The organism is Streptomyces sp. NPDC002513 (assembly GCF_053595355.1).
Genome location: NZ_JBSFXK010000002.1, coordinates 70,676 through 84,020, shown reverse-complemented (window position 1 = coordinate 84,020; position 13,345 = coordinate 70,676). Strand labels below are relative to the sequence as shown.

The window sequence follows — 13,345 nt, the reverse complement described above, 5'->3', positions numbered from 1 at the left end:
CTCCCGCAAGATGAGCTGGGCTTGACCGAACGTCACCGAGGGGCGGCAGGACGTGAGCGAGGGGTACGAGGGCTACACCGGGACGGCTCGGCCGTCGGGTGGATCAGCGACGGCCCGTGACGGTGCGGGAATTCCGTTCCTGGGGCACGTATTCCGGGTATCGGCTTCTCGGCGGGACGAACTGCACGCACGGCGCGCAGCCCCGGACGGATGGATTCGACACGCGTGACGGAGCACCCGACCTCCCACGAACGCCCCCAGCCGGGCGTCGGCCCCGCGGACCCCCGCGGGGCACTCCTGCGTACCCCGGAGCCGCTGCCCACCGTGCCCGGCGCCCCGCCGGCCCCGGTGTTACCCACACAGTCACGGGTGGGTGATCCGCCCGCCGCTGCCGGGGTGCCGTTGCCCTGCGCCCGCCAAGGGGCGTCGGGCAACCAGGGCGGTACGCCCACCCCGCTGCCCGCGGCGGACGGCACCGAGCACTCCCAGCCGGCCGCCGACGAGCCGGACGTGCACCGGCCGCGGCCCGTTCCCGAGGGCGGCATCCCCGTCCAGCCGGGTGCCGGGCAGGACCGGGCCTCCGCGCTGCCCGGGGGCAAGGAGCGACGCACCGGCCAGACGCCGCCGCACGGCCCCATGCCCATGCGGCGCGACGGGGACCGGCTGCGGTTCGTGGGCGCCGCGACCCGGCGGATCGCCCGCGGCATAGACCTCGACGAGATCGTGATGGGCCTGTGCCGGGCCACCGTGCCGACCTTCTCGGACGCGATCCTCGTCTATCTGCGCGACCCGCTGCCCGTGGGCGACGAGCGGCCCACCGGGCCCCTGGTGCTGCGGCTGCGGCGTACCGACCGGATCCCGCAGGAGCGGGATCTGGAGGAGGGCATCCTGCCGGTGCCGGTACCGGAGAACTCCGGGTTCGCGGATCTGAGCAACGAGCTGTGCGAGGTGCGGCCCGGCGGTGCGCTCGCCGAGGTGCTGCGCGGGGTGCGGCCGGTGTTCGCGGACGCCCCCGCCGCCCGTGCCGCGCTCCCGGAGCTGCTCGGTGAGGGCATCGCGATTCCCCCCGGCCAGCGCGCGATCCTCGCGCCGCTGCGCGGACGGCGGCGGGTCATCGGCGCCGCCCTGTTCCTGCGCCGGCCCGAGCGGCTCGCGTTCGAGGCGGACGACCTGCTGGTGGCCGCGCAGCTCGCCACGCACAGCGCGCTCGGCATCGACAAGGCGGTGCTGTACGGCCGCGAGGCGTACATCGCCGACGAGTTGCAGCGCACGATGCTGCCGGAGACCCTGCCGAACCCGACGGGCGTACGGCTCGCGTCCCGCTATCTGCCGGCCGCGGAGACCGCGCGGGTGGGCGGCGACTGGTACGACGCCATCCCGCTGCCCGGCAGCCGGGTGGCCCTGGTCGTGGGTGACGTCATGGGCCACTCCATGACGTCCGCGGCGATCATGGGTCAGCTGCGGACCACGGCCCAGACGCTCGCCGGGCTCGACCTGCCGCCGCAGGAGGTGCTGCACCACCTCGACGAGCAGGCCCAGCGGCTCGGCACCGACCGCATGGCGACCTGTCTGTACGCGGTGTACGACCCGGTCGCGCACCGGATCACCATCGCCAACGCCGGCCACCCGCCGCCGATCCTGCTGCACCTGGGCGGCCGGGCGGAGGTGCTGCGGGTACCGGCGGGCGCCCCCATCGGCGTGGGCGGGGTGGACTTCGAGGCGGTGGAGCTGGACGCCCCGGCGGGCGCGACCCTGCTGCTGTACACCGACGGGCTGGTCGAGTCCCGGCTGCGGGACGTGTGGACCGGTATCGAACAGTTGCGGGAGAAACTCGCCGCGACCGCCCGGATCACCGGCGCGGACCATCCGCCGCCGCTGGAGGCGCTGTGCGACGAGGTGCTCGACATGCTCGGCCCCGGCGACCGGGACGACGACATCGCGCTCCTCGCCGCCCGCTTCGACGGGATCGCGCCGAGCGATGTCGCGTACTGGTTCCTGGAACCCGAGGACGCGGCGCCGAGCCGGGCCCGGCGCCTGGCCCGGGAGGCGCTCGCCCGCTGGGGCCTGGAGGAGCTGACCGACCCGGTGGAGCTGCTGGTCAGCGAGGTCGTGACCAACGCCGTGCGCTATGCGTCACGGCCGGTGACGCTACGGCTGCTGCGTACCGACGTGCTGCGCTGCGAGGTCGGTGACGATGTGCCGCAGCTTCCGCGGCTGCGGCAGGCCCGGGCCACGGACGAGGGCGGGCGAGGGCTCTATCTGGTGAACCGGATGGCCCGGCGCTGGGGCGCGACCCGGCTGAGCACCGGAAAGGTGGTCTGGTTCGAGCTGAACCAGGGGTGAGGTCCGGCCGACGGGGCCGGACCACCGCCCGGAAGGGAACCGGAATTGGACCTTGTCCAGAAGTTGCCGACATCCCGTCGGCGGAGTTGACTGCTGAGGTGACCGAAGCGACCCGGCCGCCCCTTTAGCACGACGGGAGGACGCTCGTGACCCAGGCACCGCAGTCGGTTCCCTACACCACCTCCAATTCAGGCATCCCGGTAGAGAGCGACGAGCACTCGCTCACCGTCGGCTCGACCGGCCCGATCCTGCTCCAGGACCACTACCTGATCGAGAAGATGGCCCAGTTCAACCGCGAACGGGTCCCCGAGCGGGTGGTGCACGCCAAGGGCAGTGGCGCGTACGGAACCTTCGACGTCACCAATGACGTCAGTCAGTTCACCAAGGCCGACCTCTTCCAGCCCGGCAAGCGCACCGAGATGCTCGCGCGCTTCTCCACCGTGGCCGGCGAGCTCGGCTCCCCGGACACCTGGCGCGACCCCCGTGGTTTCGCGCTCAAGTTCTACACCGAACACGGCAACTACGACCTGGTGGGGAACAACACCCCCATCTTCTTCGTCCGCGACCCGATGAAGTTCCAGGACTTCATCCGTTCCCAGAAGCGCCACCCGGTGACGGGGCTGCGCAACAACGACATGCAGTGGGACTTCTGGACCCTCTCCCCCGAGTCCGCGCACATGGTGACGTGGCTCATGGGCGACCGGGGCATCCCGAAGACGTACCGCAACATGAACGGGTACTCCTCCCACACCTACATGTGGATCAACGGCGGCGGCGAGAAGTTCTGGGTCAAGTACCACATCAAGACCGACCAGGGCATCGACTTCCTCACTCAGGCGCAGGCCGACGACCTGGCCGGCCGGGACGCCGATGTGCACCGCCGTGACCTGTACGAGGCCATCGAGCGCGGCGACCACCCGTCCTGGACGATGTATGTGCAGGTGATGCCGTTCGAGGACGCGCCGGACTACCGGTTCAACCCGTTCGACCTGACCAAGGTGTGGCCGCACGGCGACTACCCGCTGATCGAGGTCGGCCGGATGACCCTGGACAAGAACCCGGAGGACTACTTCATCCACATCGAGCAGGCCGCGTTCGAGCCGTCCAACCTGGTGCCGGGCGTCGGCCCGTCGCCGGACAAGATGCTGCTCGGCCGGCTCTTCTCGTATCCGGACACGCACCGCTACCGCATCGGCCCGAACTACGCCCAACTGCCGCCCAACCGGCCGCGGGTGGACGTGCGCTCGTACGCCAAGGACGGCCCGATGCGCTACGAGCCCGCGCACACCGCGCGGACGTACGCGCCGAACTCCTACGGCGGACCGGCCGCGGGCGTGGAGCAGTACGGCGATCCGGCCGGCTGGCAGACGGCGGGCGAGATGGTCCGGGAGGCCTACCGGCTGCACCGCGAGGACGACGACTACGGCCAGGCCCACACCATGGTCCGCCAGGTCCTGGACGAGGCGGCCCGCGACCGCCTGGTCTCCAACGTCACCGGGCACCTGCTGCAGGGCGTGTCCCGGCCGGTCCTCGACCGGGCGGTGCAGTACTGGCGCAACATCGACAAGGAGATCGGCGACCGCATCGCCCACAACGTCAACGGCGGCTGACGTACACCGCGAGGAGGGCGCCCGGTGAACCTGCCACCGGGCGCCCTCCTCGCGCCTACTGCCCCTGCGGCCCCTTCGGCCCCTGCGGCCCCAGCGGGTTCTCCGGGGTCGTCGGTGGCGTGGTGGCCGGAGTGCTCGGTGCGCCCGTCGTCGGCGCCTGAGTGGGGGTCCGGGTCGGGGTCGACGGAGCCGAGCTCGTCGGCGGCTGTGACGTCGGCTTCTGCGTGGTCGGCGTCGACGACGGCGTGCTGCTGGTGGTGGGCGACTGCGTGAGGGTCGGCGGCGCACTCGGCTGGACCGCCGCGCCCTGCGTGGTGTTCAGGTCGAACTTGGTGACCGCGCCCATCGCCTCGAAGGTGTACGCGGCCCAGATCTGCGCCGGGTAGCCACCGCCGTTGATCCGGCCGCTGCCCGGGATGAGGCCCGTGGCGCCCGTCAGGCCGACCTGGGCGCCGTTCTTGGCGCTCTCGCCGAACAGGCCGACGGAGGTGACGAGGTCCGGCGTGTAGCCGGTGAACCAGGCCGACTTGTTGTTGTCGGACGTGCCGGTCTTGCCCGCGACCTGCTGTCCGCGGCGCGCCGGATTCGCCTGGACCGACGCCTGGGCCGTACCGTCGTCGACCACGCCGGTGAGCACCGAGGTGACCGTGTCGGCGGCCGTACGGCTGATGACCTGGCTGCCGACCGGATCGGGCAGGTTGACCGTGCGGTCCTTGTGCTCGGCCGACTTGATGATCGCCGGGGTGACCTTCCGGCCGTGGTTGTCGAGGGTCGCGTAGACGCCGGCCATCTCCAGCGGGCTCGCGCCCATGCTGCCGAGGGTCTGCGCGGGCACGGCCGGCAGCCCCTTGGTGTCCATCCCGAGCGAGTTCGCGACCTTCAGCACCTCCGGCATGCCGACGTCGACGCCCATCTGCGCGAAGACCGAGTTCACGGACTTGTTCATCGCCGTCTGGACGGTGATGTTGCCGTAGTCGTGGCCGTCCTCGTTCGGCGGGGAGAAGGCGATCGCGCTGCCCTTGACCGGGCGGCCGCTCGTGCCGTCGTAGATCGTATTCGCGTTGATCGCCCGGCCGTCCTGCGTCGTGGCCTGCTCCTCCAGGGCGGCCGCGAGGATCAGCGGCTTGAAGGTGGAGGCGGGCTGGTAGTCGCCGCGGGTCGCGTTGTTGCGGAAGTGCTTGAAGTAGTCGATGCCGCCGTACATGGCGACCACCCGGCCCGTCTTCGGGTCGACCGACACGGCCCCGGGCTGGACATCACCGTCGACGGAACGCTTCTTCGGGTCCAGCTTGCCGGTGAGCTGCTGCTTGACCGCTTGCTCCAGCTCCTTCTGCCGCGTCCTGTCGATGTTCACCGTGATGGTCCAGCCGCCCCCCTTCACCATCGCCTCCGCGTCACCGAGGGAGGCGGCGGTGCCCTGGGCGACGAGCTGCTTCTCCAGCTCCGCGTTGGCCGCGTCCACCAGATAGCCGGTCTGCCCCTGCATGCCGGGCGCCCCCTTGGGCGCCTTCGGCACCGGGAACTTCATGGCCTGACGCCGGCCCGCGTCCAGCCAGTGCATCTGGACCATGTTGTTCAGGACGTAGTTCCACCGCTCCTGCACCAGCCTCTTGCCGGTGTCGCTGGCGATCGCCCAGTCGTACTGGTTCGGTGCCTGGAGCAGGGAGGCCAGATACGCGCCCTCCTCGACCGAGAGGTCCTTGGCGTCCTTGCCGTAGTACGCCTGCGCGGCGGCCTGGATGCCGTAGGCGCCCCGGCCGTAGTAGCTGGTGTTGATGTAGCCCGCGAGGATGTAGTCCTTGGTCTTCTTGCGGTCCAGCTTCAGCGAGATGACCAGTTCCTTCAGCTTGCGCGTGACGGTCTGGTTCTGGTTCAGGTAGTAGTTCTTGACGTACTGCTGGGTGATCGTCGAACCGCCCTGGGCGCCCTTGCCGGAGAGGGTGTTGAGCAGACCGCGGGCCGTGCCCCTCAGGTCGACCCCGGAGTCGCTGTAGAAGGTCTTGTTCTCGGCGGCGACGAAGGTGTGCTGGACGGCCTTGGGCACCTGGGCGAGGTCGACGTTCTCCCGGTTGATCTCGCCGGTGCGGGCGAGGATGGTGCCGTCGCCGTACTTGTAGACGTTGCTCTGCAGCTTGGCGGTGGCGTTGCCGGCCGGGATGGGCGTCATCACGTACAGCAGCGCGAACGCGCCCATGAGCAGCAGCACGAGGCCGAACAGCGAGCCGACGACCTTCTTCCAGGTGAAGAGCCTGCGTATGCCGCTCTTCCCGGTCTTCCCGGTCTTCCCGCTCTTCCCGGCCGTGGCGCCCCTGCCGCGCGCGGCGGCCCGGCCGCCTGCCGGCGGAGCAGAACCCGTGGTCCCGGCCGTCCCGGACGAGCGCCTGGGCGCCGCGCGGCGGCCACCGCCCTGCCGCGCTCGTCTCTCATCCGCTCGTCCCATGAGTCGATCCGCTCCGCTTCCTTCTCTGCTGTCGCACAGGTACGTGGCTCAGGTCAGCTCAGAAAGCTAACACCGCGCGGTATGACAAAGGGGCGGCGATCCCCCCTTTTACGGACGTGACAATCAGCACCCGTCCCATCAGAACCGACGAACAAGGGGACTGGAAGGTTGTCAGAACGGGTAATGTGATATCACTTGGATAAGTCAGAGCTAGCGTCAGAGCTGGCCGAGGGAACGGGGGACACCGCCCATGTCGACACACGACGCTTCCGCCGCCGACATACCCGAGATGCCGAGTCCGCGCGTACGGGAGTTCCCCGCGCACAGCGTCGGCGGCGGCACCGCGCTGCTGCTCGGACTGGCCGGGCTGGCGCTGGGGGTGGGCCTGGCGGTCTGGGGCGCGACGGTCACCGCGTCCGGCGCCCAGGCCGCGCTGACCACCGTCGGCGTCCTGGCCGCCGTCGCGGCGCTCACCGCGATGGGCGGCCTGAACATGGTGGCGCCGGGCGAGGCCCGGGTCGTGCAGCTCTTCGGGCGCTACCGCGGCACCATCCGGCAGGACGGACTGCGCTGGGTGAACCCCTTCACCTCCCGCACCAAGATCTCCACCCGGGTCCGCAACCACGAGACCGCCGTCCTCAAGGTCAACGACGCCTACGGCAACCCGATCGAGCTGGCCGCGGTGGTGGTCTGGAGGGTCGAGGACACCGCGCAGGCCACCTTCGAGGTGGACGACTTCCTGGAGTTCGTCGCCACCCAGACCGAGGCGGCCGTGCGGCACATCGCCATCGAGTACCCCTACGACGCCCACGAGGACGGCGGGCTCTCGCTGCGCGGCAACGCCGAGGAGATCACCGAGAAGCTCGCCGCCGAGCTGCACGCGCGCGTGGACGCGGCCGGAGTGCAGATCGTCGAGTCCCGCTTCACCCATCTCGCGTACGCTCCGGAGATCGCCTCCGCGATGCTCCAGCGGCAGCAGGCCGGTGCGGTGGTCGCCGCCCGGCGGGAGATCGTCGACGGCGCGGTCGGGATGGTCGAGGCCGCGCTCGCCCGGATCGCCGAGCAGGACATCGTGGAGCTGGACGAGGAACGGAAGGCGGCGATGGTGTCGAACCTGATGGTGGTGCTGTGCGGGGACCGGGCACCGCAGCCCGTACTCAACACGGGGTCCCTCTACCAGTGACGGCCTCCTCCGGGGGCCCGGCCCCCCAGCGCCGGCCGCAGCAGCGCAAGCAGGTGCTGCTGCGGCTGGATCCGTCGGTGTACGAGGCGCTCGCCCGCTGGGCCTCGGACGAACTGCGCTCCGCCAACGCGCAGATCGAGTTCCTGCTGCGCCGCGCCCTCGGGGACGCCGGACGCCTGCCCGGCGGCGCCGGACCGATCCCGCGCCGGGGGCGCCCCCCGGCCTCGGGCGAGCCGGAGGCGTAGGGCGGCGCCCGGCGTCCGGCGGGCTCGCGACGCGGGGCAGCGCCGGCCGCGTGGCAGAACCGTGACAAAAGGCCGCCACCAGCGCGGACGCCCCTCCGATCGCGATCTATACGCACGATGTATACGCCAGGTGTATACGCGCTGTGTACAGTGCTTCCCATGTCCATCGGTCACACCCTCCTAGGACTCCTGGAGTCCGGGCCCCGTCATGGTTACGACCTCAAGCGGGCCTTCGACGACACGTTCGGTCATGACCGGCCGCTGCACTACGGCCAGGTCTACTCGACGATGTCCCGTCTGCTGAAGAACGGACTCGTCGAAGTCGACGGGATCGAGACGGGCGGCGGCCCCGAGCGCAAGCGGTACGCCATCACCGAGGCCGGGATCACCGACGTACAGCGGTGGCTCGCGACCCCGGAGAAGCCCGAGCCGTATCTGCAGTCGACCCTCTACACCAAGGTCGTCCTCGCCCTGCTCACCCACCGGGACGCGGCCGACGTCCTCGACACCCAGCGCGCCGAGCATCTGCGCATGATGCGGATCCTGACCGACCGCAAGCGCAAGGGCGATCTGGCCGACCAGCTCATCTGCGACCACGCGCTGTTCCACCTGGAGGCCGATCTGCGCTGGCTCGAACTGACCGCCGCCCGCCTCGACAAGCTCGCCGAGGCGGTGACCCGGTGACCGCTCCTCACGGTTCCCTGCTCGCCGCCGAGAACCTGCGCAAGGCGTACGGGCCGACCGCCGCCCTCGACGGCGCCGCGTTCTCCATCCACCCGGGCGAGATCGTCGCCGTGATGGGCCCGTCCGGGTCCGGCAAGTCGACGCTGCTGCACTGCCTCGCCGGGATCGTGCCGCCCGACTCGGGCTCGATCACCTACGACGGCCGTGAGATGTCCGGCCTGAGCGACGCGCAGCGCAGCCTGCTCCGGCGTTCCCAGTTCGGGTTCGTCTTCCAGTTCGGACAGCTCGTACCCGAGCTGACCTGTGTGGAGAACGTGGCCCTTCCGCTGCGGCTGAACGGCACCTCCCGCAAGGAGGCCGAGCGGACCGCCCTGTCCTGGATGGCGCGCCTGGAGGTCGACGACCTCGCCGGAAAACGGCCCGGTGAGATCTCCGGCGGCCAGGGCCAGCGCGTCGCCGTCGCCCGCGCCCTGGTCACGAGCCCGCGCGTCCTGTTCGCCGACGAGCCCACGGGCGCGCTCGACTCGCTCAACGGCGAGCGCGTGATGGAACTGCTCACCGAGGCCGCCCGGTCCACCCACGCGGCCGTCGTGCTGGTCACGCACGAGGCGCGGGTCGCCGCGTACTCCGACCGCGAGATCGTCGTACGCGACGGCAAGTCCCGGGACATGGAGCGCATCGTATGAGGGTGCGCCAGGCGTCCAGGGATCTGGCCATGGGAGCCAGGTTCGCGTTCACGGGCGGGCGCGAGGGGTGGGTGCGGCTGCTGCTCACCGCCGTCGGCGTCGGCCTCGGCGTGTCGCTGCTGCTGCTCACCACCGCCCTGCCCGGTGCGCTCGCGACGCGGCACGACCGGGAGTACGCGCGTGCCGACCACACGTACGGCCGTCCGATACCCAGGGCCGACAACACCCTGGTGATCGCGGACGTCGACACCACGTTCCGCTCCAAGGACATCCGCGGACGGGTGATGGAGCCCGAGGGGGCCCGGGCACCGCTGCCGCCCGGACTGGAGCGCTTCCCGCGGCCCGGCGAGATGGTGGTCTCCCCCGCGCTGAAGACGCAGCTCGCCTCCCCCGAGGGGCGGCTGCTGCGGGAGCGGCTGCCGTACCGGATCGTCGGCACCATCGCGGAGCAGGGACTCGTCGGCTCGCACGAACTCGCCTACTACGCGGGCGCCAAGGGGCTCGCGGCGCGGATCGCCCCGCCGGACGTGGCGCGGATCGACCGGTTCGGGGATCCCGGGCACAGCCCCGAGAAGTCGGACCCGGTCCTGGTCCTGCTGATGCTCGTCGTCTTCGTGGTGCTGCTCATGCCCGTCGGCGTCTTCATCGCGGCAGCCGTGCGGTTCGGCGGCGAGCGCCGCGACCGGCGGCTCGCGGCACTGCGCCTCGTCGGCTCCGACAGCGGGATGACCCGGCGGATCGCCGCCGGCGAGGCGCTCGCGGGAGCGGTGCTCGGACTGGTCTTCGGCACCGTCTTCTTCCTGCTCGGGCGGCAGGCCGCGGGGTCCGCCGAGGTCTTCGGCATCAGCGTCTTCCCCAGCTATCTGAACCCCACCCCGGCGCTGGCCCTGCTGGTGGCGGTCGCCGTACCGACGGCCGCGGTGCTGGTCACCCTGTTCGCACTGCGCGGTGTCGTCATCGAGCCGCTCGGCGTGGTGCGCACGGCGAAGCCGGCACGGCGCCGGCTGTGGTGGCGGCTGCTGCTGCCGCTCGGCGGGCTCGCGATGCTGTACCCGATGGTCGGCAAGGGCCATGAGGGCGGGGACTTCAACGCGTACCTGGTCGTCGGCGGGGTGCTGCTGCTCCTCGTCGGTGTCACCGCGCTGCTGCCGTGGGTGGTGGAGTCGGTCGTGGCCCGGCTGGGCTCGGGACCGGTGGCCTGGCAACTGGCGGTACGCCGACTGCAGTTGAGCAGCGGCACCGCGGCCCGCATGGTCAACGGGATCGCGGTGGCGGTCGCCGGGGCCATCGCCCTGCAGATGCTGTTCTCCGGTGTCGAGAGCGACTACACCAAGCAGTCGCGCCACGATCTGACGCGGGCGCAGATGCAGGTCGTCCTGCCCAAGGCGAGTCCGGTCGACACCGTCGCCGAGGCGCTGCGGACCACCAAGGGAGTGCGCCGGGTCACGCCCGTCGCCGAGTCGTACGCCGGGGATCGGCGCACGGACCCGCAGCGGTCCGCCGAGCTGACCGTGGGCGACTGCGCGACCCTGCGCGAGCTGGGGCGGCTGCCCTCGTGCCGGGACGGCGACGTGTTCGTGGTGACGGGCGCCGAGGGCGACACCGACACCCCGAAGCTGGCCGGGCCCGGCCGGACCCTGTACATCGACCCGGGCTACGGCGACGAGAGGCGCGCGGAGATCCCCTGGACGGTGCCGCACGGGCTGAAGCAGGCGGGTCCGCGCAAGAGCCCGGCCGGAATGGAGACCGGCGGTTTTCTGATCACCCGGGGCGCACTGCCCGCGAAGGCGGCTCCCGTCTTCCAGGGCAATGTGTATGTCACGCTCGACCCCTCGGTGCCCGACGCACGGGACTACGTCCGCACCGCGTCGGCGCGGGTGGCCCCGCTCTCCAGCCCGCAGACCTGGGCGGCCACCGAGCAGTCCGTGCGCTTCACCTCCATCCGCACGGGACTGTTCGTCGGCGCCACCTGTGTGCTGGCGCTGATCGGCGCGAGCCTGCTGGTCTCCCAGCTGGAGCAGTTGCGCGAGCGGCGGAAGCTGCTGTCGTCGCTGGTCGCCTTCGGTACCCGGCGCCGCACCCTGAGCCTGTCGGTGCTGTGGCAGACGGCGGTCCCGGTCGCGCTGGGCCTGCTGCTGGCATCGGCGGTCGGACTGGCGCTGGGCGCGATCCTGCTGAGGATGTCCGCCGCGTCCGTGACCGTGGACTGGGCGAGCGTGCTGACGATGACGGGTCTGGGCGCGGGAGTGGTGCTGCTGGTGACGGTGCTCAGCCTGCCGCCGCTGCTGCGGCTGATGCGGCCGGACGGGCTGCGCACCGAGTGACCTCCGCCACGGCCGCGCGGGCCCTTCCCCGGCCGGGGAGGGGCCCGCACGCGTCACCGGGCGTACTCCTTCACCGCCCGGCGGACCTGGGCGAAGAGCATGCCGACGGTCACCTGTCGGCGGCTACGGAACCGAGCGTTCCCCGGCTCCGTCGCTCCCCTCAGGCATCGGCTCCGAGCACCCGCACCGGCAGCGGCCGCAGAGCGCCCCGCAGCGCCTCGGCCAGTTCCTCGTACTCGGCACCCCGGGCGGCTCCCGCGCGCATCGCGAAGGCGACGCGCCGGGTCGGGGCCGGGTCCGCGAAGTAGCCGGTGAGGAGCTGGTTGCTGCGGGTGGTCTCCACCTTGAGGGCGGTGTGCGGCAGCAGGGTCACGCCGAGGCCGCCGGCCACGAGCTGGACGAGGGTGGACAGTCCGGCGGCGGTCGTGGTCACGGGCGCGTCCTCGCGGCCGGCCTCCCGGCAGATGTCCAGGGCCTGGTCCCGCAGGCAGTGCCCCTCGTCCAGGAGCAGCAGATTCAGCTCGCGCAGCGCCTGCCGGGGTATCCCCTCGCGTCCGCCGAGCCAGTGGTCCAGCGGGGTGACGAGCACGAAGTCCTCGTCGAACAGGGGGAGTTCGGCAACCCCGGGCACCCCGAGAGGCACGGCGAGGAGCAGCAGGTCGAGGCGGCCGGTGGTGAGTCCGTCGAGCAGGCTGGCGGTCTGCTCCTCGTGGACCTGGAGGTCGAGGTGCGGATAGCGGTCGTGGACCAGGTTGAGGACGGTGGGCAGGAGGTACGGCGCGACGGTCGGGATCACCCCGAGCCGCAGCGCCCCGGTGAAGGGCGCCCGGACGGCCTCGGCCTCCTCCATCAGGGCGCCGACCTCGTTCAGCACCGCCTTGGCCCGTACGGCGAGGCGCTCGCCGGCGGGTGAGAGGAGCACCTTGCGGGTGGTGCGCTCCAGCAGGGTGACGCCGAGCACCTCCTCCAGGGCGGAGACGGCGCCCGACAGGGCGGGCTGGCTCATGCCGATCGCGGCGGCGGCGTCCCGGAAGTGAAGATGCTCGGCGACGGCCGCGAAGGCCCGTAGCTGGGCGAGACTGGGCTGGCGGCGCCCATGGGCCTTGACCCCGGCCATGACATACTCCTCACTCATGGTTACTGATAGCTCACATCGATCAACACGACCGAGTGTAGCTATTTCCCGAATCAATGCACCCTGTGCCAGGATCGTGAGCGTCCAACCCATGGGAAACGCCTTGCCTCCGAGGTGTTTCCGTGCATCAAGGAGAGCGTGTGCTCACTGTCGGTGACAAGTTCCCCGAGTTCGAACTGACCGCCTGCGTCTCGATGGAGAAGGGCAAGGAGTTCGAGCAGATCAACCACAAGACCTACGAGGGCAAGTGGAAGATCGTCTTCGCGTGGCCCAAGGACTTCACCTTCGTGTGCCCGACCGAGATCGCCGCCTTCGGCAAGCTGAACGACGAGTTCGCCGACCGTGACGCCCAGATCCTCGGCTTCTCCGGTGACTCCGAGTTCGTGCACCACGCCTGGCGCAAGGACCACCCGGACCTGCGCGAGCTGCCGTTCCCGATGATGGCCGACTCCAAGCACGAGCTGATGCGCGCCCTGGGCATCGAGGGCGAGGACGGCTTCGCGCAGCGTGCCGTCTTCATCGTGGACCAGAACAACGAGATCCAGTTCACCATGGTGACCGCGGGCTCCGTCGGCCGTAACCCGAAGGAGGTCCTGCGGGTCCTGGACGCCCTGCAGACCGACGAGCTGTGCCCCTGCAACTGGAGCAAGGGCGACGAGACCCTCGACCCGGTCAAGCTGCTGGCCGGTGAGTGA

Annotated in this window: 10 protein-coding genes; 8 read left to right on the top strand and 2 right to left on the bottom strand. The window is 71.1% G+C overall.

The window, feature by feature from the left end:
- The first annotated feature begins 210 nt into the window (after positions 1-210).
- Positions 211-2,343, top strand: coding sequence for a SpoIIE family protein phosphatase (locus ACWD5Q_RS01845; protein ID WP_451425014.1), 2,133 nt, complete (start codon positions 211-213; stop codon positions 2,341-2,343).
- 146 nt (positions 2,344-2,489) lie between these two features.
- Positions 2,490-3,953: a catalase gene (locus ACWD5Q_RS01840; protein WP_451425013.1), complete on the top strand. Its 1,464-nt coding sequence runs from the start codon at positions 2,490-2,492 to the stop codon at positions 3,951-3,953.
- 55 nt (positions 3,954-4,008) lie between these two features.
- On the opposite strand, the gene ACWD5Q_RS01835 is transcribed toward ACWD5Q_RS01840, so the two are convergent.
- Positions 4,009-6,393: a transglycosylase domain-containing protein gene (locus ACWD5Q_RS01835; protein ID WP_451425012.1), complete on the bottom strand. Its 2,385-nt coding sequence runs from the start codon at positions 6,391-6,393 to the stop codon at positions 4,009-4,011.
- Positions 6,394-6,643: 250 nt separating this feature from the next.
- On the opposite strand from ACWD5Q_RS01835, the gene ACWD5Q_RS01830 reads away from it, so the two are divergent.
- The 5 genes from ACWD5Q_RS01830 (at position 6,644) to ACWD5Q_RS01810 (ending at position 11,515) form a co-directional block, all read left to right on the top strand.
- Complete coding sequence (locus tag ACWD5Q_RS01830; RefSeq protein WP_451425011.1) at positions 6,644-7,576, top strand: SPFH domain-containing protein; 933 nt, start codon at positions 6,644-6,646, stop codon at positions 7,574-7,576.
- Positions 7,573-7,821, top strand: coding sequence for a hypothetical protein (locus ACWD5Q_RS01825; RefSeq protein ID WP_451425010.1), 249 nt, complete (start codon positions 7,573-7,575; stop codon positions 7,819-7,821). The genes ACWD5Q_RS01830 and ACWD5Q_RS01825 overlap by 4 nt, the downstream gene beginning before the upstream one ends.
- Before the next feature lie 159 nt (positions 7,822-7,980).
- On the top strand, positions 7,981-8,505 hold the full coding sequence (locus ACWD5Q_RS01820) for a PadR family transcriptional regulator (protein WP_451425009.1): 525 nt from the start codon (positions 7,981-7,983) through the stop codon (positions 8,503-8,505).
- Positions 8,502-9,191, top strand: coding sequence for an ABC transporter ATP-binding protein (locus ACWD5Q_RS01815; RefSeq protein WP_451425008.1), 690 nt, complete (start codon positions 8,502-8,504; stop codon positions 9,189-9,191). The genes ACWD5Q_RS01820 and ACWD5Q_RS01815 overlap by 4 nt, the downstream gene beginning before the upstream one ends.
- Positions 9,188-11,515 carry an ABC transporter permease gene (locus ACWD5Q_RS01810; RefSeq protein ID WP_451425007.1) on the top strand — a complete coding sequence of 776 codons (2,328 nt, stop codon included), beginning with the start codon at positions 9,188-9,190 and terminating at the stop codon, positions 11,513-11,515. Before ACWD5Q_RS01815 ends, ACWD5Q_RS01810 begins: the two co-directional genes overlap by 4 nt.
- 160 nt (positions 11,516-11,675) lie before the next feature.
- Here the strand turns inward: ACWD5Q_RS01810 and ACWD5Q_RS01805 are convergent, their stop codons facing one another.
- On the bottom strand, positions 11,676-12,650 hold the full coding sequence (locus ACWD5Q_RS01805) for a LysR substrate-binding domain-containing protein (protein WP_451425006.1): 975 nt from the start codon (positions 12,648-12,650) through the stop codon (positions 11,676-11,678).
- Between the two features lie 140 nt (positions 12,651-12,790).
- Here ACWD5Q_RS01805 and ACWD5Q_RS01800 point away from each other — a divergent pair, with 140 nt between their 5' ends.
- Positions 12,791-13,345: a peroxiredoxin gene (locus ACWD5Q_RS01800; protein ID WP_451425005.1), complete on the top strand. Its 555-nt coding sequence runs from the start codon at positions 12,791-12,793 to the stop codon at positions 13,343-13,345.